Here is a 20,742-nt window from a genome sequence, read left to right as displayed (position 1 = left end):
GATGCTAACCGTTCTACTCGCTATTGGAGTTTTAGTCCTTTTATCACTTATTTTTGGTGCCATCCTAGGTTACGCCAATGTGCGCTTCCATGTGGAAGGCGACCCAATTGTTGACCAAATTGATGCTCTGTTGCCGCAAACACAATGCGGTCAATGTGGCCACCCAGGTTGTCGTCCCTATGCGGAAGCCATTGCCAACGGCGAAGCCATTAATCACTGCCCTCCTGGGGGACAAGCGACGATCCAAGCGTTAGCCGATTTATTAGATGTGGAAGCCATTCCTTTAGACGGCGATCACGGCACCGAAACAGCCAAACGCGTTGCGGTGATTCGTGAAGACGAGTGCATTGGTTGCACTAAGTGCATTCAGGCTTGTCCTGTGGATGCGATTTTAGGTGCGGCGAAACAAATGCACACCGTCATTGCAGATGAATGCACAGGTTGCGACCTTTGTGTCGAGTCCTGCCCTGTAGATTGTATTGATATGGTAGAAGTAGGCGTGACAGCGAAAACTTGGTCTTGGGACAAACCACAAGGTATTGCCGCAACCTCATTAAATATTATTGCCACCGATCGCCAAACGGAGGTTGCACACTAATGCAAGCAGCCAAGATTTTTTCTTTCCATGGCGGTATTCACCCAGCGGAAAACAAAGCTCAATCCTTACAATTGCCTTTAGGTCGACCGAGTCTACCAAGCGAGCTTATTTTGCCACTTGGACAACACATAGGCCAAAGCTCTCGCCCTTTAGTCAAGGTAGGCGATAAGGTGTTAAAAGGCGAAACCATCGCCATCAACAATGGCTTTTTAAGCAGTTTTTTACACGCACCGACTTCTGGTACGATTACCGCTATTGAAGAACGCCTGATTGCCCATCCTTCTGGATTAAGCGACCTTTGTATTATTATCACGCCAGACGGCCACGATACTTGGACCACACTTGAGCCTTTAAATCATTGGCAAGACATCAGTAAAACCGATGTGTTGGCGTATTTGTCTGAAATGGGCATTATCGGGATGGGCGGTGCGGGCTTTCCGACACAAGTGAAACTTCAAGGCGCCTATAAGAACCCACTCACGCATTTCATTATCAATGCCGCAGAATGTGAACCTTACATCACGGCCGATGACATGCTAATTCGTGAAAAAACCCTAGAATTGGTGCTCGGCATCGAGATACTGCAACACCTTGTGCAGGCGGATCACGTTGTTATTGGCATCGAAGACAATAAACCCACCGCTATTGCGGCCTTACAAGCCGTATTAGGCAAGCGCAACAGCAAGATTCAAATTGCCGTGGTGCCAACCAAATACCCTTCTGGTGGTGAAAAACAGTTAATTCAGTTATTAACAGGAAAAGAAGTACCAAGCGGACAGTATCCAGCGGATATCGGCATATTATGTCAAAACGTTGGAACCTGCGTGGCAGTTCACGATGCCATTACGTTTGGAAAGCCTCTGATCTCACGCTTTACCACGCTAACAGGCGATGCCTTAAAAGCACCGCAAAACGTCGAAGTGTTGCTTGGCACACCAGTTGCGCACTTATTGGATTACGCGGAATCTGAACCGAAAAAACTCAACCGCTTGATCATGGGTGGCCCAATGATGGGTTACACATTAAATTCCGCCGCTGTACCGATTGTCAAAACCAGTAACTGCATTTTGGCCGCCAGTAAAAAAGAGCTTCCACCACCCGCACCTGAGCAAGCCTGCATCCGCTGCGGCATGTGCGAACAAGCCTGCCCTGCCAGCTTGTTACCTCAGCAGTTGTTGTGGTTTAGCAAAAGCCAAGAATTCGAAAAAGCCGAACACCATAATCTATTTGATTGCATCGAATGCGGTGCTTGTTCTTATGTATGCCCAAGTAGCATTCCATTGGTGCAGTATTATCGCCATACCAAAAGCAGCATACGCGAAGCCCGTGAAGCCACCGTGAAATCTGATTTGGCTAAGCAACGCTTTGAGGCACGCAAAGCTCGTCAAGACGCCGAAGCCGCTGAAAAAGAAGCCAAGCGCCTTGCTCGTCAAAAAGCGACACCAAGCAAAGCCGCGGAAGAGAAAAAAGCCGCACCGACAAACGCAGCTCCAACGATCACTGCTGCGCCTGCAACGACTGACGAATCGAAAAAACTCAAAGTGGACATCGCCATCAGCAAATCCAAATTGAAAAAGCTACAAAAACAGCTGCTTGAAGCACAAGAAAACGAACATGTTGAGGAAATCAGCAACCTGCAGCTACAAGTGACTGAACAAGAAAAAGCCGTCGCTTTACTTGAAGATCAGCTCGCCAAAACAGTTGAAGCTGCACCCATTGCGGCTGAAGCCAACGTGACTAAACCTGCCCCTGCGCCGGTTAATGACGAATTGAAAAAGGCCAAAGTGGATGTGGCACTCATTGGCGTCAAACTGAAAAAGCTAAAAGCACAGTTAGCAGACAATCCCGCCGATCAAGAGCTGCAAGACAAGGTTACCGCTTTTGAGGCAGACCTAAAAGCAGCACAAGATAAAGCCGCCAAGCTAAGCGACGCTCCAGCAGCGGCACCTGCCAATGACAACAAAGCAGACAGCAAACCGGCCATCAGCGATGAACTGAAAAAGCTCAAAATCGACGCAGCCATTGCCAAAGCGGCGGTGAAGAAAGTCGAAAAAGCCTTGAAAAAAGCAGAAGAGATTCAAGCCCCCGAAATCGACGCCATTCGCCAACAGCTAAAAGAAGCGCAACAGCGAGCGGACGAACTGGAAAACGCCTTAGCCAATCCAGCAACCACGACGCCAAAGACAGAAACAATTGCCGAAGTGGCACCAAACAGTGTGGATGCCGATGCCGCTAAGAAACGTAAAATTGATCTTGCCATCGCCAAGGCAGGCGTGAAAAAAGCCGAGAAAAACATCCAGCTTTTGAAAGAACAAGGCAAAGATGAAAGCGAAATAGAAGCGTCAGAATGGCCTAAGAAATTGATAGAAGCGCAAGAAAAACTTACCGTTCTTGAAGCGGAAGAAAGCACACAAACTGCAGCTCCAGTTGCTACTCCAGCAGAAAAAACAGCGGATGCAGTTGCAAGAAGCGAAGCCAAAGCCGAACCAGAAATGGATTTAGCAACCCAGATCAAAAAGAAAAAATCGCCGTGGCTTTGGCTAAAGCGCAAATCAATAAACTGAATAAGCGCCTAGAAAGTTCACCGGAAGACGCAGACAACATTAAGCAAGAGATAGCAACAACAGAGCAACGCCTACAAAGCGCCGAAGCACTATTAGAAAAACTTATTCATTCGCAAACCAACCTGCAAGAGAATCGTTAGATGGCATTATTGAGGATCACCTCCCCCACACACAACGTGCAGGACGTCGCACCGCTTGGGTGATGCAGATGGTCATTTTAGCGACCATTCCTGGCATCGTGGTACAAACTTGGTTATTTGGCTGGGGCACGTTAGTCAACCTAATGATTGCCTGCATCACGGCATTATTAAGTGAAGCGGCTATTCTGGCGATTCGTCGCCGTCAGGTTGGTTTTTTCTTGAAAGATTACAGCGCACTATTAACCGCTGTGTTATTGGGCGTTGCGCTTCCTCCCATTGTGCCTTGGTGGGTAACGGTCACAGCGGTCGCTTTTGCGATTATCTTTGCCAAACAGCTTTATGGCGGCTTAGGGAATAACCCATTCAATCCAGCCATGGTCGGCTACGCCATCGTACTGGTGTCTTTTCCTGTGCCAATGAGTCAATGGCTAGGCGTGCATAGCATGGTGTCAGCTGGTGAAACAATGTCTTTCATGCAAAGCCTGCAGGCGATTTTCCATCAGCTGCCAGTGATTGATAGCTACACCATGGCAACGCCCTTAGATGGCTTTAAACACAAGGATTTACTAGATAGCCAAGCGGCCTTTAGCAGCATTGCCGCGCTGCAAGGCCCAAGTCTAAATAGCTGGCTTTGGGTCAACCTAGCGTATCTTGTGGGTGGTCTTGCTCTGATTGGGTTGCGCATTATTACTTGGCACACGCCAGTGGCACTATTGGGTGCTTTGTTGGTCATGTCTGGCGCCTTTCATTTATTGGACCCAACGAACACCGCAACACCGTTTTTCCACCTCACCACTGGCGCGGCGATGTTTGGTGCTTTCTTTATTGCCACCGACCCTGTGTCTTCTTGCACCAGTAATCGCGGCAAACTGATCTACGGTGCCGGCATTGGCATCTTGATTTATATTATTCGCTCTTGGGGCGGCTACCCTGATGGTGTGGCATTTGGCGTGTTACTGATGAACTTCGCCGCGCCTTTAATCGATTACTACACTCAGCCCAGAACCTACGGCCACAAAAAAGCCAAAACAGGCTTAAAAGTTGGGGAGGATAACTAATGGAATTGTTGGCCTCTATTCGTCGCAACAGTCTAGGTCTGGCTATCTTTGCCGTGCTGACTGCAGGTCTCATCGCGATCACGCATCAATTGACCGATCACACCATTAAGGACAATATTTTGGAAGCGCAAATTTCTGCCTTTAACGAAATTTTGCCAGCCAATTTGTACGATAACGATTTAACCAAAGACGTAGCCTTTCTTCCTGCCGATCCGTTATTGGGGAGTGAAGAAGGCATTAAAATTCACATCGCTCGTAAAAACGGCGAAGTCACTGCCATTATTTTCGAGACCATCGCACCGCGTGGCTATAACGGTAATTTAGACATGCTGGTTGCCATTGACAAAAACGGTATTGTCACCGGTAGCCGAGTCATCAGTCACAAAGAAACACCTGGGCTGGGCGACAAGGTGGAGCTTAAAAAATCCAAATGGATACTCAGCTTCTCTAACAAATCGTTAGACAATCCAGACCTTAAAGGCTGGGGCGTGAAAAAAGACGGCGGAGATTTTGACCAATTCACAGGGGCAACCATCACGCCTCGCGCCGTGGTGCGCGCCGTAAAGAACACTCTTATTTATTTTGATCAACACAAAGATACGCTGTTAGCGTATTAGGATAGCCAAATGAAAATGAGCGCAGAAACAGCAACCAGTGACGCTACTCAAGAAGAGAGTAAACCAAGCGCCAATTACGCAGAAATCATTTATAACGGCATTTGGAAAAACAACCCAGCCCTTGTTCAATTGCTTGGCTTGTGTCCTATGCTGGCGGTCACCAGTACCGTGGTCAACGCCTTAGGCCTTGGCTTAGCCACCATGGTTGTGTTGATGGGACTCCAATATTGCCGTTTCCATCATCCGTAATTATGTTGCTGATGCGGTTCGTCTGCCAGCCTTCGTGATGATCATCGCCTCATTCACGACCTGTATCGAATTGGTGATGCAGGCTTATACTTATGAGACTCTATCAAATTCTAGGTATTTTCATTCCACTGATCGTAACAAACTGCGCCATTCTCGGTCGTGCCGATGCCTTTGCGAGTCGCAACCCTGTTCTGCCATCGGCTATAGATGGCTTTATGATGGGCTTAGGCTTCATGTTTATCCTAGTGACTCTAGGCGCGATGCGCGAACTGATTGGCCAAGGTACGCTATTTTCTGATATGCAATTATTGTTTGGTGATGTCGCCATTGGGTGGAAATGGGTGGTATTCGAAAACTATCCTAATGTGTTGTTTGCTGTCTTACCACCGGGCGCATTTATTGGCTTAGGTTTGTTAATCGCAGGCAAAAACTACCTTGATGAACGGGAAAAGCAACGTATCGCCACACAAAAAGCCAAAGACGGCCCAAGTGCGTCAAAACGGGTTCGTGTGACTGGACAAGTTAGTTAACCTATTTAAAACCCCACTTTAACCCTCCCCTTGGAAGAGATAAGGGGAGGGAATTTTAAGCGTCATAAAGGCAGTCAAACGTGAACAAAGACAAACGCTACGAGATTTTTCTCGCTTACGAGCTGAAAACCCAAATCCCGTAACCGAGCTGGAATACAACTCACCTTTTGAGCTTTTGATTGCGGTGTTATTTTCTGCGCAAGCCACAGACGTGAGTGTTAACAAAGCCACGCGCAAGCTTTTTCCTGTCGCGAACACACCAGAAAAAATGCTGGCGCTTGGTGTAGATGGCTTAAAAAGCTACATCAAAACCATTGGCCTATTTAACGCTAAGGCCGAAAATGCCATCAAAACTTGCCAAATCCTCATCGAAAAGCACAACAGTATCGTCCCTGAAACTCGTGAAGAGACTCGAAGCGCTACCAGGTGTTGGCCGCAAAACCGCCAATGTGGTCCTTAACACCGCCTTTCGCCAAGTCGCTATGGCTGTCGACACGCACATCTTTCGTTTTAGCAACCGCACTAAAGTTGCTCCAGGTAAAAACGTCCTAGAAGTTGAAATGAAACTGCTGAAGTTTGTCCCGAAAGAGTTTCTTTTGGATGCACACCATTGGATGATACTTCACGGTCGTTATATCTGCGTGGCGCGCAAGCCTAAGTGCGACGCATGCGTGATTGAAGACTTGTGCGAATTTAAAGATAAGACCTCAACCTAATCTTTTAATCAACTCTCTTTAGTTAACTAAAGACTAACCTAAATTTAAATAACATCGTATTTATTAAACCTTTCTAGCTCGGCATGCTTACTCTATTGATATTTCACTTTATAGAGAGAGGATGCTATGAGTCACAATCTAACCCAAGCCCAACTTGACGCCCATTGGATGGCCTATACAGGCAATCGTCAATTTAAAAAAGACCCTCGTATCATCGCCTCGGCCGCAGGAAAATATTACACCGATTCCGATGGCAGAAAGATTTTCGACGGCTTATCTGGCTTGTGGACATGCGGCTTGGGTCATAGCGTTGCGGCTATCAACGAGGCCGTCGCACAACAAGTCAAAACGCTTGATTACTCCCCTGCTTTTCAATTCGGTCATGAGAAGTCTTTTTTGCTGGCTGAGCAAATTACCGAGTTCATGCCCACAGGACTAAACCGGATTTTCTTCACGGGGCTCTGGCTCAGAGTCGGTTGATACGGCTTTAAAAGTCGCTCGTGCTTATTGGCGTAAAAAAGGCATGGGCACAAAAACCAAGTTCATTGGCCGCGCTAAAGGTTACCATGGCGCAGGCATTTCAGGCTTCAGCGTTGGCGGCATTCCTGCGAACCGCACACTTTATGGTCAAGGCTTAGAATCCTATCACTTGCCTCACACCCAAGTGCCAGGCAGTGAGTTTTCCAAAGGGATGGCAGAGCAAGGTAAAGAGCGTGCTGAAGATCTGCTTAATCTAATCATGATGCACGATGCATCGAATATTGCTGCCGTCATTGTGGAACCTATGTCAGGCTCTGCTGGAGTGATTGTGCCACCACAAGGGTATTTACAACGTTTGCGCGAGATCTGTGATCAACACAATATTTTGCTTATCTTTGATGAAGTGATTACCGCATTTGGTCGCATGGGCGCAAAAACAGGTGCTGAGGCTTTCGGTGTGACGCCCGACATCATTACCATGGCAAAACAAGTCACCAACGGCGTTATTCCAATGGGCGTTGTGGCTTTCAAGCAGGAGATCTACGACACCTTCATGGACAATGGCGGTCCAGAATACATGTTAGAAATCCCGCATGGCTACACTTATTCGGCTCACCCTATTGCTTGCGCTGCGGGTTTAGCATCGCTTAGTGAAATTAAAAAACAAGGCTTGATAGAACGAGTCAATAGTATGAGCGCGACTTGGGAAAACAGCGTGCATCAGCTAAAAGACGCCAGCCCACTCATTACGGATATCCGTAATTACGGTTTCGCGGCAGGAATCACCATTGCACCCATCAATGGCGAACCCGCCAAACGTCCGTTCCAAATTGCCATGGCCATGTGGGACAAAGGCTATTACGTTCGTTATGGTGCCGATACCATTCAATTAGCACCGCCCTTCACCACCGAACCATCTGAAATAGACAGCTTGATCAACGCACTGGGCGAAACACTACAAAAACAAAGCTAAACAAGACTAATGTATCCCCAATAATCAAGATGTTGCTCATAGACATGGCGCAACATCTTGATCCATATCAATTTTATCTAGCTATCACATCTTTGCAATCTTGCACTATAATGGCACTTCCAAAAGCGTCATTTTTGGCCTGAGTCTTCATTTTACAAAAGGTAAAGCAATGTCTATTTCACATTCCCCTTATGTTCGTTGTTTTTGGACAGGGACACTGTTTTTAACCAACGGTAAAATTATGCCGATCCATTGCACACACATATCAACTCAAATGATAGAAGTGGAAGCGCCAGAAGGTTTACAAGGATCAAAAATGGTAAAGCTAGAGCTAAAAGCGATTCATGAAGGAAAAACAGCCACAATCAAAATATTGTGCGACCCACAACTGGATGTCTTTAACGAGCATAATAAGCACTACATAAAACTGTCTTACCACACCATTTCTGATAAGGACAGACAGTTTATCAAAGAGTTTGCCGACGCCCATTCTTAGGTAACAGGCAAGCTCATCGAGCTTATTCTGCGTCGCTGTCGTCTTTTTTCACCGTGTCTTCCGCTTTCTTCACACGAATTTTAGAGCCATCTACGTCCATGCCATTGAGCGTTTTGATGGCGACTTTTGCCTCACCCACTTTTGGCATTTCAACGAAGGCAAAGCCTTTCGATTCACCTGTCTCTTTGTCCATCACAATAGTACAAGACTGCAACGTACCGTGAACGGCAAACAAGCTTCTCAATTCTTCTTCTGTGGTGTTGCGGGCAAGGTTTCTGACTAATAGTTTCATATTTTTCTCTTCATAAATAAAAAAGGCATGGACAATACTGCCATGCCTTTGCGTTAGATTGCGCCATTCTAACCCGTTAAGACAAGGTTGTCTCAAACAGTTTGAGCAATTTCTCGCTATCCACTTCCATACAGACTTGTGTCATAGGCACATCGTTCCAATGCGGCTCAGGAAAGCTCATGCCTTGTGGCGCAAAAATCGTTTGACCAATGCCTATGCCTTCGCAAGCAACGCGCACGGCACCAAGCTCAACACCGAAGATACTAGGGTCAATAACGTAAGCGATGGTAGAGGCATCGTGGAAATAGCAGCCTCCGATGTCAAAACGATCACTGTAAAAATTAATGTAATGCTGGGCACAGTCATACAAGAAACCACCTTCGGTTGGGTTCGCTTGTCTAATACGATCTAAAACAGTGTTATCCAACAGCACCTGATGGGTTACATCCAAACCAATCATGGTGACTTGCCAAGGCGCAGTGAACACTTTATCCGCTGCGTGAGGGTCGTTCATGATGTTGGCTTCTGCCACGGGTGATACGTTACCGTACTCAATCGCCGTTCCCCCCATCAAAACCACTTCGTCTACTAGGCTGGCTACTTCTGGGTCAAGCTCAAGGGCTTTCGCTAGGTTGCCCAATGGACCAAGTGCGATAATCGTCACTTCACCAGGGTATTGGCGAACCGTATCCACAATAAATTGCGCTGCATCTTTGTCGATGGCTTTGCCTTTTGGGGCCGACCAATTGATGTTACCGAAGCCGTCTTTACCATGAACAAAGTCAGGGTGTGGGCGTGGTGCAATAACACTTGGCACCGCAACCCCTCTTGCGACAGGCACATCGACCTTAGCGATTTCTGTCAAAGTAATGGCATTTTGCGTTGCCAAATCTACAGACACGTTTCCATAGGTCGTTGTTAAACCGAGCACTTCCAATTGCGGTGCTTGGAAGGCAAAGAAAATCGCCATCGCATCATCGATGCCGGATCCGTATCAATAATAATTTTACGAGCCATATTTCACGTCCTCTTTATTCTCTAAGCGTTTTGGCTTACTAGTGTTTAGCAAGAAAAGCCGTTACTTCTTCTTGTGTAGGTATGGCAGATGCTGCACCTAAACGCGTGACACAAATAGCAGAAGCAGCGCAAGCACGCGTCATGGCTTGCTTGATTTCGTCACCCTTCATTAACGATGATAAACAAAAACCAATGAAGGTATCACCCGCCGCTGTGGTATCTACCGCGTCAACAGAAAACGCCTCTACCGATAAAGTTTTATTATCACTGAAATAACAAACGCCCGCTTTGCCTAACGTCATTAACACCGCTAAGTCAGGGTAAGCTTTCGGGAAAGCCTCAATCGTGCTATCGATGTCTTTCGTACCAATTAAGTCCATCGCTTCCACTTCGTTGACGATCAACAAGTCCACGAATTCCAGAACCTTTTTGGTCAATTCCACGTCCATCGGTGCGGGGTTAAATGCCACGTTCAGTTTGTTTTCTTGCGCTTTACGCATGATGTATTCAATTAGGTTGGTTTCGTTTTGTAGTAACACCCAATCGCCTTCATTAGCACTCGACAAGACTTGATCAACTTGCTCTTGAGTTAAAGCATGATTCGCACCTTGATACAAAATGATGGAGTTTTCCGCTTCTTTGGTCAGCTGAATAATCGCGTGCCCTGTTGGCACATCAATACGACGAATAAGATCCGTATTGACGCCCAGCGACTCTAACTGGTCGATAATACTTTGATCACTGTGATGAATCGCACCCACGTGCTTTACATCAGCACCCGCTTTAGCAAGCGCAACAGATTGGTTTGCTCCTTTGCCACCCAATAAACATTGGTAGCTATTGGACGCCATGGTTTCGCCAGGGCGAACAAAATGATCTAGCTGATAAAGGTGGTCGAGGTTAATCGAACCAAAGTTATAAATTGTCATAATTCTCTTCCTTCAGATCAGCGTGCTTTACGTATCGGCACATTTCATTCTACTGTTCATTCTGCAAAGCGACATGCTATGTCAATTCACCAGCGAATACTGACCAAGTGTACAAAAATAAAAAACGCTCCAATTCTGCAAGAATGGAGCGTTTTTTGAAAGCTTATTTTTCTAAATCGCTACTTTTAACGTAACAAACGATTACTTATCAGAATCTAGAAAACCACGGCCTTTTTGAGCGGCAATACGCATACGTAGTGCGTTTAGCTTAATAAAGCCCGCTGCGTCTTTTTGATCGTATGCACCTGCATCATCTTCAAATGTCGCAATTTTGCTGTCAAACAAGCTGTTTGCTGATTGACGACCAACCACACTTACGTTGCCTTTGTACAGTTTAAGACGCACAGTACCGCTCACGTATTTTTGTGACGTATCGATCAAAGCTTGAATCATACGGCGCTCTTCCGACCACCAGAAGCCATTGTAAATCAACTTCGCATAACGCGGCATCATCTCATCTTTTAGGTGCATTGCTTCACGGTCTAACGTAATAGACTCAATCGCACGGTGTGCCTTCATCATGATGGTGCCACCAGGTGTTTCATAGCAACCACGCGCTTTCATGCCTACGAAACGGTTTTCTACGATGTCAACACGACCAATACCGTTTGCACCGCCAATTTTGTTCAATGTCGCCAAAATAGTCGCTGGAGACATAGCCTCACCATTGATAGACACTGGGTCGCCTTTTTCATAGCCAATCTCAATGTAAGTCGCTTCATTAGGCGCCTCTTCAGGAGAAACAGACCAGCGCCACATATCGTCTTCTGGCTCTGTCCATGGATCTTCCAACTGATCACCTTCAAAAGAAATGTGCAGTAGGTTAGCGTCCATAGAATAAGGAGATTTCTTCTTCTTCGTTGAGAAATCCACTGGGATATTGTGTTTTTCACAGTACGCCATTAGGGTTTCACGGGACGTTAGATCCCATTCACGCCAAGGTGCAATCACTTTTACGCCAGGTTTCAGAGCGTAAGCACCTAGTTCAAAACGCACTTGGTCGTTACCTTTACCAGTCGCGCCATGAGCAATCGCATCAGCGCCAGTTTCATTGGCGATTTCGATCAAGCGTTTTGCGATCAAAGGACGCGCAATAGATGTACCTAACAGGTATTCACCTTCGTAAATCGTATTAGCACGGAACATAGGGAAAACGAAGTCGCGAACAAATTCTTCACGCAAATCTTCAATGTAGATTTCCTTAATACCCAACGCTTGAGCTTTAGCACGAGCTGGTTCAACTTCCTCACCCTGACCCAAATCAGCGGTAAAGGTAACCACTTCACAGTTATACTCTTCTTGAAGCCACTTCGCGATTACGGAAGTATCCAGGCCGCCAGAATAGGCAAGCACTACCTTCTTCACGTCAGACATTATCTCTATTCTCCTCAACGAGGCTCGCGCTCCCACACCAGTACATGGCGGCGCTAATAATTTAAAAAAGGGGCTGTAAGTGTAAGATCTCGATTCTTGCTTAGCAAGCAAAAAGCCCTTCTTTGCTCAGATAAATCAGTAAAGAAGGGCTTTAACGCGGTTTCAAAACACGTAAAAAGTTAGAAAATCAATTCGCATCTATTTTTTCTAAACGAATCGTTACGCGTCGGTTACGCTCTCGACCTGAAGCAGTATTGTTTGTCATCGCTGGATATCGATCACCATGATAACGGGAAATAATTTTTTCAGCAGGCACCCCTTTCTCCAAAAGATAAGACGTCACTCTTTCAGCACGCTCTTTTGATAGCTCGCGGTTATCTCGACGCGAACCAATCGAATCAGTATGACCATCAATATAAATATATTCCACACTAGGGTCTGAAGAAACATACAAGGCGACTAGATCCAAACGCGCCTTAATCCGATCTGTCAGGTTCACCCCATTGGTCGGAAATAACGCCGCCGTTCTCGCAATTTGATCGTAATTTACCGGCAACAAACTGGCTAAACAGCGCCTAAATTCGGTGTAAGCTGGCGCAAAATTAATGTTCGACAACCCCACTTCGATAGTCTCACGGCTATTTTCCCACGCCGTTCCCGCCACCACAGGGTGACGCCCACGATCTAGGCTCGTCAACATTCTTTCAGCAACCATCCCCCCTACTTCTACGGTCAAACCGTAGCCTGGGTAAGACAAAATATCTAGGGTCTCGGGCTTCACTCCAGGAGACCAATCTGGTGCTTGAGAAATAATGTACACTTGGCGGTAACTCAATTTTTCATTTTGCGGCTGCAAAATAAATTTCATTGGTTCACCCGCTTCTTTAATAAAGTGACCTTCCCCATAATTCGGCACCGGATGCGTTAAACTGCACGAAAATATATCGCCGGAAAGAAGCCACTCAGAGTCCGAAATACCGGATTGGTAATGAATAATGGCATTAGCCTGCGCAAATGGCATGGCCATAGTGAGCAAAAATGTGGTGCGAATTAGAAGTTGTTGGGGAATTCCCATTTAGACATCTCGTTCAAGCATTATCAAATGTGTTATGATCCGATCCTATTGTATACCGTTACTGTTGATCAAGCGGCAGAATTAAGGACCTTCTTTTGTCAAACCATGAAATCAAAGATAGATTCCGCGGCTTCCTACCTGTTGTTATCGACGTAGAAACCGCAGGCTTTAATCAAAAAACCGATGCTTTATTAGAAATGGCCGCCAGCATTCTACGAATGGATGAAAATGGCGACATGTATATCCATGAAACCTTAGAGTTTTTAATCAAGCCATTTGAAGGTGCTAACCTTGAAAAAGCCGCACTCGACTTTACTGGCATTGATCCCTTTGCTCCTGGTCGTCAAGACATGCCAGAAAGCGAAGCCATCAACCTAATGTTTGCCAAAGTTCGCAAAGAGCTGAAATCCGTGGGTTGTAAAAGAGCAATATTAGTTGGCCATAATGCAGCGTTTGATCACGGTTTTTTAAATGCGGCGATTGAACGTGCTGATATTAAGCGCAATCCATTCCACCCTTTTTCTAGCTTTGACACGGCCAGTTTAGCGGGTTTGGTATTTGGACAAACCGTATTAGCAAAAGCTTGTGAAGCAGCATCTATTCCGTTTAGCAACTCAGAAGCCCATTCAGCAAAATACGATACCGAAAAAACCGCAGAGCTTTTCTGTGAAATGGTCAATCGTTTAAAACGTCTTGGTGGCTGGCCACTTGTCGAAAATGCAGAAGAAGAGAGCATGGAAGCTATTTTCCATTCAGGAAAATAGCGCCATAATAAAAACGGGCGATATTGTGAAAGCCCGTTTTTCTTCTCACTAAGATGGGCCTATCTATGCAAGGAAAGCGAATTCTGTATCTGCTATTGGGATGGTTCTCTCTCATATCTGGCATTATTGGTATTTTTTTACCCTTACTCCCCACGACTCCATTCGTATTGCTGGCGGCATGGTGCTTTTCTAAATCATCCAAGCGATTTCATGCATGGTTGCTCAATCACAAATTTTTTGGTCCTATTGTGAATGATTGGCAGTCTTCTGACGGCATTCCACGACGCGCACGAAATCGCGCCATTATTTTCATGTGGATCGGTATGGCCATATCTATGATTGTTGTATCGCGTTTCTGGGCGACCCTTGGACTACTTATAATCGGCTTATGTGTCATGACTTACTTACTGCGCATGCCAATTCGTTCAGAAGACAACGACAAAACTCGCTAATTTTTACAGGTATTTTGACAAGCTTTATGATGACACGCCGACACTTTCGACATTTTATCTTCTATCCATTTGCTGCCCTAACCGCACTTATTACCAGTTTATGGTTGGCAACGCCTTTTATTGCAGAACACTATTTAACGTCTTACATTCAGAAACAAGGACAAGCACTATCGATTGGCAAGCTGGACGTCGATTTTTTCCCGCCTAAAATCGATGTAAAAGACATTGTGGTTCAAGATAAAACGCAAGATACGCTCACACTCAAACGCGCCATTGTCAAAGTAGAAATATGGCCTCTTTTTACCAAAACCGTGCATCTATCAGAAGCCAGCATTGAAGACTTGCATCTAAAAGTTGTCCAACAAGGAAAAGACTGGATCATCGCTGGGATTAACACGGCCCAATTCATTGCCCCTGAAGATCAACAAGAATCCGAGCCTGAGCCTGAAACAACAGCGCCGTGGGCGATAACGCTGCCCTATTTTTCATTTACCAACAGCCAAGTAAACCTATCTCGTCAGCCGGACCCCAGCCTACCGGCAAAAATAGACACCATCAGCCTAAACAACTTTGCAGTAAACGACTTATCAGGCCAGGGATTGTCTTGGCAAGGCAATGTTTCTTTGGCCGCTCAAATAAACAACGCCACATTGTCCTTAAATAGCCAATTTGACTATTCTCCAGAAAAAGCTAATGCCGACCTCCAAATTACCAAGATACATTTACCCATTCAGAGTATTCGCCATTTTCTTCCCTCCCCCTATCATGAAAGCAAGGGACAAGTAGACTTAACAGGAGGTTTTCAGTTTGCTCAAACACAAGTTGATGGCGCTCCTGTTTTTGATATCAAAAGCCTCATGCTAAACACTCAAGTTGAAGGTCTAGATTTACCTTTAGGTGAGCAAGACAAAGTCACATCAAAATCAACATCGCTCGCACTTTCAGAAGCCAATATTCATGTTACCTCAGCGGATCAGCTGACAGCGGCAGGAACGCTTAGTTTACAATCTACGCAGACACACTTTGAGCAAACAGATCTCGTTGCACTATTTGAAGAATTAACCCTAAATACGCCTTTCACTATTATGCGAGATAAACAGGGCTTAACGGCAAACGGCAACCTTGATTTGCAGCTAGAGCAGTCTCTAATTACTCAAGCAGAACAAAAAGCACAACTTGATACACTTGTGCTGAAAATGCCATTCGACATAAAGCAAAATGATGAATTTGGGCTGACTGCGACTGGTGACCTTGATTTGCAATTAGACAAATCTTTCTTTGCTCAGTCCGAAAAAAATGCACAATTTGACAGCCTAGTACTTAAAACACCATTGGATATAGCACGGAATAAAATGGGATTAACCGCGACTGGCGACCTTGATTTACAGCTAGGAAAATCTATGTTTGCTCAAACCGAGCAAAAGGTACAATTCGACGACTTAGCATTAAGAGCGCCCTTTGATGTAAAACAGGAAGAACAATCTGGACTTAGCGCCAAACTTGCCTCTTCTATATTAGACATGAGCGAGTTTTCCCTTTCCTCAGAAAGTCTTGCGGTGCAAAACAAACAGCTACACATTGCACTAAACGACATCGCTTTTACAATGGATCACACTGACACACTGACTGCCTCACTACTTGGGGATATCCAAAGCAATGGCTTATCCGTACAACAAGCAGGTAACACAGCAGACTACGACACTTTTAATTTAACAAACACGCTTTCGCTACAAAAAAACGGCGACACGCTTGCCGTGCAAAACAACCAATTAGTAATAGGTATTAAAGGCTTAAAAGCTAAACAAAGTGATGAAAAACAATTTTCATTAGGGTCTGCCAACCTGACTGCAGACGAATTAAATATAGAGCAAGTTAATCAACAACCACCTGCTATAAAAGGCAGCAATATCAATATTACAAGCGAGTCAGTAGATAGTCTGCTTAGTGATACTAAACGCCTCGCCTCTTGGCGCAACGCGGACATCACGGGTCTGACTTTTACCCAACAAGACAAAGATTTTGACGCTTCCCTAGCGCAATTAAACATTGCCAACCTAACCGTCTCAGAACCAATTTCCGAACCTAATACCAATCAAGCACAACCGGCATTAAGCAAAATTGGCAACATCAAAATCGAACAGGTAAACGCAACTCAAGACGGTGCCAAAATCAAGCAGGTCACTGTCGACTCCGCCAAGGTAAACCTGATATTAGATGCGCAAAAACGTATTAAAAACCTTGTATTTGTCGACACTGAACAACAGAAAGCGCCGCAAACGTCAATAAAAAACCGAACGTCTCCTAGGGAAGAAGACGCTAAAAATGTCATTAAAAACACACAACAAGCAGAACAAAATCCAGCCTTCAAAGCGCCCTACTATGTGATTTTAGACGCTTATGACACGACAGGTTCATCCAGTATTTATGTGCAAGATAACAGTATTTCGCCAGCCTTACAGCGCACATTAGAAATCGAAACATTGTCTTTACGAAACCTCAATACGCAAAAGAAAGATCAAGCCACTGTTCTGGCCTTGAAAGCTCGCAACGGCAAATATGCCACCTTACAAGGTGACGTAACCATTTGGCCGCTTGCCGACAAACTAACCATGGACAGCGAGGCTCGTTATAAAGGAAGCCGAACTGCCACCTTATTCCTCTTATCTTGCCACTATTTTGGGTTATCAAATTGACTCAGGACAGTTAGACCTAGATCTAAAGCTCAAATCTAAAAATGGTATACTGGATGGAACATCGCATGTTTTATTAAGGGAATTTGATTTGGGTGGCCGCCAAGACAGCAGCACTGTTATCAAGGCGGGTGCCGTACCGCTTAATATTGCTGTTAGCGTCCTAAAAGACAGTGACAATAATATTGGCTTGGATATTCCACTTTCTGGTGATATCGAAAACCCTGCATTTGGTTGGCAAGACTTCTTGCTCTTGCCCGTTCGAAAAGCACTGTTTAGCGCATCGAGCACTTATTTAATGCAAACCTTCGTGCCCTACGCAAACGTCATCAGCATTGCTCAATTTGCAGGAGACCAGCTCCTGAGAATTCGTGTAGAACCGCTGATATTTACTGCCGAAGACAGTAACTTAAATGAGTCTCAAGCCGTTTTCTTGCAGCAGCTTAGCGCATTGATGAAAGACAAAAAAGACAGTCAGCTTAAAGCATGTGGCATCGCCAGTTATCTTGACTTGGGTCTTCCCAGCCCCCCTGTGTCGATCGATGATGAGAGCAAAGAAAAGGCCAGAGTGCTGGCGCAAAAGCGCGCCGATCACTTAAAAGACTATTTGGTTAATGAAGGTATCGCTTCATCACGAATTTTCTTTGTTCACCTGAAATTGACCTTTCCAAGAGCAGCAAACCAAGGGTGGAGTTGAACTTTTAAAGTTCAACTTACTAGCATTCCACACAGCAAAGCCGCGATAGCCCGCGGCTTTTTTTATGTCAAAAAAAGGCAAAGAATCTCAGGCAAAAGTGCAACCTTCCCTAGACTTTACACCCACCATTGAAAAACAAAATAAACAGGCCATAACAGTAGATGAGGCATGAAAAAAACAGATGCCGAAACGGATGCAAAAATAGCAGGTTAAATTTTTATAGAGTGAACAAAGCCTGACTAGCATCAAGAGAAAATCAGCACAACTAGGTTAATCTTAATCAAGATAGAATCAATATAGGAGGCAATTATGCCAATTGAAGACCATAGTTTAGTGAACGAATTTCCTGAATTCAAAGACGACATCCACCAGCTTAAAATGGACGATGCACACTTTAAAAAACTCTATGACGAATACCACCACTTAACAAAAGAAGTGGAAAAAATGGAACAAGAAATTATCCCTTCAACCACCCTGGAAGAAGAAAAACTCAAAAAACAACGCCTGCAATTAAAAGATACGCTGCAAGGCTACATCAAAGCCTCCAGACTGGCGGCAGAAAAAGCCTAATTTCCAAAAGCCACTACAAGACTAAATCTGAGTCTGTGGTGGCTTTATTTAGCAAGCACTCCTAAGCGCATCCAACACATAACCACATCCACTCCATAACCACACCTAAATAGACCTATCGTAAGTAATGTAAGCCCATTCACATTTGATAATGACTATCATAACAATTACTATACACATCCTTTTCATCTTCTATCTGGTTTAAATTATGACGTTAAGAACCTCCTTAATGATGATGCAGGCTTGTGGAGTACTTGTGTTCTCCAGTGTGCTTTTCGCAGAAACTTCAAGCAGCATTACCTATGATGATTATCTCAATGACTGGGATACAAAAATTAAGGAAGGATCCGACATCGAACTGCAAACACTTCAAGTACAAGGCCGCGCTCTATCCCATTACAAAGAAGATGAAGCCGCCCTAGCCACTCGCACCTCAACCCCCATAGATGAAACACCGCAATCAGTTCAGGTGGTAACCGAAGCACTCATTGAAGATCAAGCAGCAAGACAAATCACCGACTTGTATCGTTCTATTTCCGGTATGTCGCAAAACAACGTGTCCACAGTGACATTACGAGGTTTTAGCCAAGACGAAGTACTCTATGACGGTTTAAAAGGCGATCCTTTTGGCGACTTTTCCATTCCTCAGTTGTTTACCATAGAACAAATACAAGTCCTCAAAGGCCCATCTGGCGCAGTCTATGGCGCAGGCGAACCGGGTGGCGTCATTAACTATGTGACGAAAAAACCGGCGTATGAACAGAAAAACACGCTAAAAGTCAGCGCGGGGAATAAAGACTTCCTAAGCGGTAGCATTGAGTCTTCTGGTCCTGCCAACGAAGACGCATCGCAACGTTACCGTGTTGGTATTTATTCCGACGGCCAAGACTCTTACCGCAACAATGTGGAAGAAGAAAACCAGATTATTGATCTAGGTTACGCTTGGGACATCGACAGTAATAATACATTGACGGTTCAGTATACCGACATTCACCAATACATTTCTGGTGCGCGCTTACGCGGTATTCCCACCGATGACGACGGTAATTTCTTGGCTGATACCTCATGGAACAATAACGAAAAAAGCGATTACCAAGAACTAGACGCGCAAGTTTTTCAAGCGCGCTTGGATCACAGTATCAACTCATGGCTAGACAGCAATGTGTCTGTGCGTTATTTTGAAAATACAGAGACTCAGAAATACCATGAAATTAGCAAGCTAATAGACAGCGACAAAGACGGCACAGTGGATACCACTCAGCGTCAGTACCGTGACCAAGTCCGCACTCGTAAAGGCATTACGCTGGCTGGCAATTTAATTGCCGAATTAGGTGATCATACAGTGCTTGTGGGCAGCGACTATTTCCATCAAAAAAATAGTTTTCTCTATAGTTATGCAAACAAAGCCGATGGCGTCTCTAACCTTAGCCTAACTGATCCTATCTACGGCCAAGATAATGTTAATAGCTATACTATGCATTTAAAAACGGATGAAACCACCATAACCGATCGCCTAGGACTTTATGCTCAAGATCAATGGAAGTTAACCGAACGTTTAGATTTATTGACTGGCATACGGGTTGATCGTTTCGAAGAAGAATATCAAGATCATACTTCCAGCGCTGGCAAACTAGACTACCACGACACAGGTTATTCCAGCCGCATTGGTGCGACCTATAAAATCAATGACAACTGGAAACCTTACACTTCTTTTTCCACTGGATTTGTACCACAAGACGCGGCAGACCAACAGAAATCAGCCGATGGTAGTTTGTTTGACCCAGAAGAAAGCCGACAAGTCGAAGTGGGTGTACGTAGCTATTGGTTTAACAACAAGCTCAATATCAACCTCGCCGCATACCACATCATTCGTGAAAACATATTGCAAGAAGCCCCAAATGACAGCAACTTATTGGTTTCATTTGGCAAAGTTCGCAGTCAAGGCGTAGAGCTGGACATCATGGCAGACATCACTCCTCGCTGGGTCGCCAACGTGAGTTATGCCTATAATGATACTGTCGTTAAAGAAGCCACCGATGGCATTCAATATGCCAGTGGCGACCGCTTTGCCAATACGCCCTACAATCAATTTGGTGCTTGGACACGCTACGACTTCCCAAGCATAGACTCCTCCATAGCGTTAGGAGCAGACTATGTTAGCGATCAAATCAATCGTCAGGGACAAACCGTCAAGCCTTATACGGTTTACGACTTGTCTTGGCAAACACGCTATGAAGATTGGAAGTTCCAGCTAAACATCAAAAACTTGTTCGATAAAGAATACGCCGTCAGCGGCTTTACAGAAACCATAGGCTCATTTGTTGGCGAACGCCGTCGCGTTTACGTCACTGCTGCCTACGACTTCTAACGTAATCAATCTATAAAAGGGGGGCAGATGTCT

The 20,742-nt window shown here is 45.2% G+C and carries 17 protein-coding genes and 3 pseudogenes; 15 read left to right on the top strand and 5 right to left on the bottom strand.

All coding sequences use genetic code 11. The features are described 5' to 3' along the window. The first annotated feature begins 1 nt into the window (after nucleotide 1). The 9 genes and pseudogenes from rsxB (at nucleotide 2) to ONZ52_RS12735 (ending at nucleotide 8,421) form a co-directional block, all read left to right on the top strand. On the top strand, nucleotides 2-598 hold the full coding sequence (gene rsxB / locus ONZ52_RS12775) for an electron transport complex subunit RsxB (protein ID WP_265219027.1): 597 nt from the start codon (nucleotides 2-4) through the stop codon (nucleotides 596-598). Next, nucleotides 598-3,162: an electron transport complex subunit RsxC gene (rsxC, locus tag ONZ52_RS12770; RefSeq protein ID WP_265219026.1), complete on the top strand. Its 2,565-nt coding sequence runs from the start codon at nucleotides 598-600 to the stop codon at nucleotides 3,160-3,162. Before rsxB ends, rsxC begins: the two co-directional genes overlap by 1 nt. Next, the gene (locus ONZ52_RS12765) at nucleotides 3,129-3,302 is read left to right on the top strand and encodes a hypothetical protein (protein WP_265219025.1); all 174 of its coding nucleotides are present in this window, start codon (nucleotides 3,129-3,131) and stop codon (nucleotides 3,300-3,302) included. Before rsxC ends, ONZ52_RS12765 begins: the two co-directional genes overlap by 34 nt. Nucleotides 3,303-3,370: 68 nt before the next feature. Continuing rightward, the gene (locus ONZ52_RS12760) at nucleotides 3,371-4,360 is read left to right on the top strand and encodes an RnfABCDGE type electron transport complex subunit D (RefSeq protein ID WP_321160309.1); all 990 of its coding nucleotides are present in this window, start codon (nucleotides 3,371-3,373) and stop codon (nucleotides 4,358-4,360) included. Then, on the top strand, nucleotides 4,360-4,977 hold the full coding sequence (rsxG, locus tag ONZ52_RS12755) for an electron transport complex subunit RsxG (protein ID WP_265219024.1): 618 nt from the start codon (nucleotides 4,360-4,362) through the stop codon (nucleotides 4,975-4,977). Before ONZ52_RS12760 ends, rsxG begins: the two co-directional genes overlap by 1 nt. A 15-nt stretch (nucleotides 4,978-4,992) precedes the next feature. Further along, nucleotides 4,993-5,756 (top strand): annotated as a pseudogene (locus ONZ52_RS12750) (electron transport complex subunit E). An 80-nt stretch (nucleotides 5,757-5,836) separates the two neighbouring features. After that, nucleotides 5,837-6,472, top strand: a pseudogene (gene nth / locus ONZ52_RS12745) (endonuclease III). A 126-nt stretch (nucleotides 6,473-6,598) separates the two neighbouring features. Further along, nucleotides 6,599-7,925, top strand: a pseudogene (gene aptA / locus ONZ52_RS12740) (omega-aminotransferase AptA). 169 nt (nucleotides 7,926-8,094) lie between these two features. After that, complete coding sequence (locus ONZ52_RS12735) at nucleotides 8,095-8,421, top strand: hypothetical protein (protein WP_265219023.1); 327 nt, start codon at nucleotides 8,095-8,097, stop codon at nucleotides 8,419-8,421. Nucleotides 8,422-8,443: 22 nt separating this feature from the next. On the opposite strand, the gene ONZ52_RS12730 is transcribed toward ONZ52_RS12735, so the two are convergent. The 5 genes from ONZ52_RS12730 to ONZ52_RS12710 all read right to left on the bottom strand — a co-directional run bounded on the left by ONZ52_RS12730 (nucleotide 8,444) and on the right by ONZ52_RS12710 (nucleotide 13,168). After that, on the bottom strand, nucleotides 8,444-8,713 hold the full coding sequence (locus tag ONZ52_RS12730) for an RNA recognition motif domain-containing protein (protein WP_265219022.1): 270 nt from the start codon (nucleotides 8,711-8,713) through the stop codon (nucleotides 8,444-8,446). 76 nt (nucleotides 8,714-8,789) lie between these two features. Beyond that, entirely contained in the window at nucleotides 8,790-9,683 is an 894-nt protein-coding gene (locus ONZ52_RS12725; protein ID WP_265219021.1) for a nucleoside hydrolase, read from the bottom strand. 85 nt (nucleotides 9,684-9,768) lie between these two features. Beyond that, nucleotides 9,769-10,659 carry a ribokinase gene (locus ONZ52_RS12720; protein ID WP_265219020.1) on the bottom strand — a complete coding sequence of 297 codons (891 nt, stop codon included), beginning with the start codon at nucleotides 10,657-10,659 and terminating at the stop codon, nucleotides 9,769-9,771. Nucleotides 10,660-10,860: 201 nt separating this feature from the next. Next, a complete protein-coding gene (locus ONZ52_RS12715; protein WP_265219018.1) occupies nucleotides 10,861-12,093 on the bottom strand; it encodes an argininosuccinate synthase in 1,233 nt (410 codons plus the stop codon). A 187-nt stretch (nucleotides 12,094-12,280) separates the two neighbouring features. Then, nucleotides 12,281-13,168 (bottom strand): flagellar protein MotY, encoded by an 888-nt coding sequence (locus ONZ52_RS12710; protein WP_265219017.1) that lies wholly within the window; start codon nucleotides 13,166-13,168, stop codon nucleotides 12,281-12,283. A gap of 95 nt (nucleotides 13,169-13,263) precedes the next feature. On the opposite strand from ONZ52_RS12710, the gene rnt reads away from it, so the two are divergent. The 6 genes from rnt to ONZ52_RS12680 all read left to right on the top strand — a co-directional run bounded on the left by rnt (nucleotide 13,264) and on the right by ONZ52_RS12680 (nucleotide 20,709). Next, on the top strand, nucleotides 13,264-13,932 hold the full coding sequence (gene rnt, locus ONZ52_RS12705; RefSeq protein WP_265219016.1) for a ribonuclease T: 669 nt from the start codon (nucleotides 13,264-13,266) through the stop codon (nucleotides 13,930-13,932). Nucleotides 13,933-13,997: 65 nt separating this feature from the next. After that, on the top strand, nucleotides 13,998-14,384 hold the full coding sequence (locus tag ONZ52_RS12700) for a YbaN family protein (protein WP_265219015.1): 387 nt from the start codon (nucleotides 13,998-14,000) through the stop codon (nucleotides 14,382-14,384). 26 nt (nucleotides 14,385-14,410) lie between these two features. Continuing rightward, complete coding sequence (locus tag ONZ52_RS12695) at nucleotides 14,411-17,077, top strand: AsmA family protein (RefSeq protein ID WP_265219013.1); 2,667 nt, start codon at nucleotides 14,411-14,413, stop codon at nucleotides 17,075-17,077. Beyond that, the gene (locus tag ONZ52_RS12690) at nucleotides 17,061-17,771 is read left to right on the top strand and encodes a DUF748 domain-containing protein (RefSeq protein ID WP_265219010.1); all 711 of its coding nucleotides are present in this window, start codon (nucleotides 17,061-17,063) and stop codon (nucleotides 17,769-17,771) included. Before ONZ52_RS12695 ends, ONZ52_RS12690 begins: the two co-directional genes overlap by 17 nt. Before the next feature lie 309 nt (nucleotides 17,772-18,080). Further along, nucleotides 18,081-18,341 (top strand): HP1242/YdcH family protein, encoded by a 261-nt coding sequence (locus tag ONZ52_RS12685; RefSeq protein WP_111606925.1) that lies wholly within the window; start codon nucleotides 18,081-18,083, stop codon nucleotides 18,339-18,341. A 208-nt stretch (nucleotides 18,342-18,549) separates the two neighbouring features. After that, the gene (locus ONZ52_RS12680; RefSeq protein ID WP_265219009.1) at nucleotides 18,550-20,709 is read left to right on the top strand and encodes a TonB-dependent siderophore receptor; all 2,160 of its coding nucleotides are present in this window, start codon (nucleotides 18,550-18,552) and stop codon (nucleotides 20,707-20,709) included. Nucleotides 20,710-20,742 lie beyond the last annotated feature (33 nt).

Source organism: Marinomonas rhodophyticola (genome assembly GCF_026113935.1).
Classification (GTDB): domain Bacteria; phylum Pseudomonadota; class Gammaproteobacteria; order Pseudomonadales; family Marinomonadaceae; genus Marinomonas; species Marinomonas rhodophyticola.
This window is presented reverse-complemented; position numbering and strand designations above follow the sequence as displayed.

Coding starts and splice junctions, on each gene's coding strand:
- rsxB (WP_265219027.1), top strand. CDS start 2: ATGCTAACCGTTCTACTCGCTATTGGAGTTTTAGTCCTTTTATCACTT.
- rsxC (WP_265219026.1), top strand. CDS start 598: ATGCAAGCAGCCAAGATTTTTTCTTTCCATGGCGGTATTCACCCAGCG.
- ONZ52_RS12760 (WP_321160309.1), top strand. CDS start 3,371: ATGGTCATTTTAGCGACCATTCCTGGCATCGTGGTACAAACTTGGTTA.
- rsxG (WP_265219024.1), top strand. CDS start 4,360: ATGGAATTGTTGGCCTCTATTCGTCGCAACAGTCTAGGTCTGGCTATC.
- ONZ52_RS12735 (WP_265219023.1), top strand. CDS start 8,095: ATGTCTATTTCACATTCCCCTTATGTTCGTTGTTTTTGGACAGGGACA.
- ONZ52_RS12730 (WP_265219022.1), bottom strand. CDS start 8,713: ATGAAACTATTAGTCAGAAACCTTGCCCGCAACACCACAGAAGAAGAA.
- ONZ52_RS12725 (WP_265219021.1), bottom strand. CDS start 9,683: ATGGCGATTTTCTTTGCCTTCCAAGCACCGCAATTGGAAGTGCTCGGT.
- ONZ52_RS12720 (WP_265219020.1), bottom strand. CDS start 10,659: ATGACAATTTATAACTTTGGTTCGATTAACCTCGACCACCTTTATCAG.
- ONZ52_RS12715 (WP_265219018.1), bottom strand. CDS start 12,093: ATGTCTGACGTGAAGAAGGTAGTGCTTGCCTATTCTGGCGGCCTGGAT.
- ONZ52_RS12710 (WP_265219017.1), bottom strand. CDS start 13,168: ATGGGAATTCCCCAACAACTTCTAATTCGCACCACATTTTTGCTCACT.
- ONZ52_RS12700 (WP_265219015.1), top strand. CDS start 13,998: ATGCAAGGAAAGCGAATTCTGTATCTGCTATTGGGATGGTTCTCTCTC.
- ONZ52_RS12695 (WP_265219013.1), top strand. CDS start 14,411: ATGATGACACGCCGACACTTTCGACATTTTATCTTCTATCCATTTGCT.
- ONZ52_RS12685 (WP_111606925.1), top strand. CDS start 18,081: ATGCCAATTGAAGACCATAGTTTAGTGAACGAATTTCCTGAATTCAAA.
- ONZ52_RS12680 (WP_265219009.1), top strand. CDS start 18,550: ATGACGTTAAGAACCTCCTTAATGATGATGCAGGCTTGTGGAGTACTT.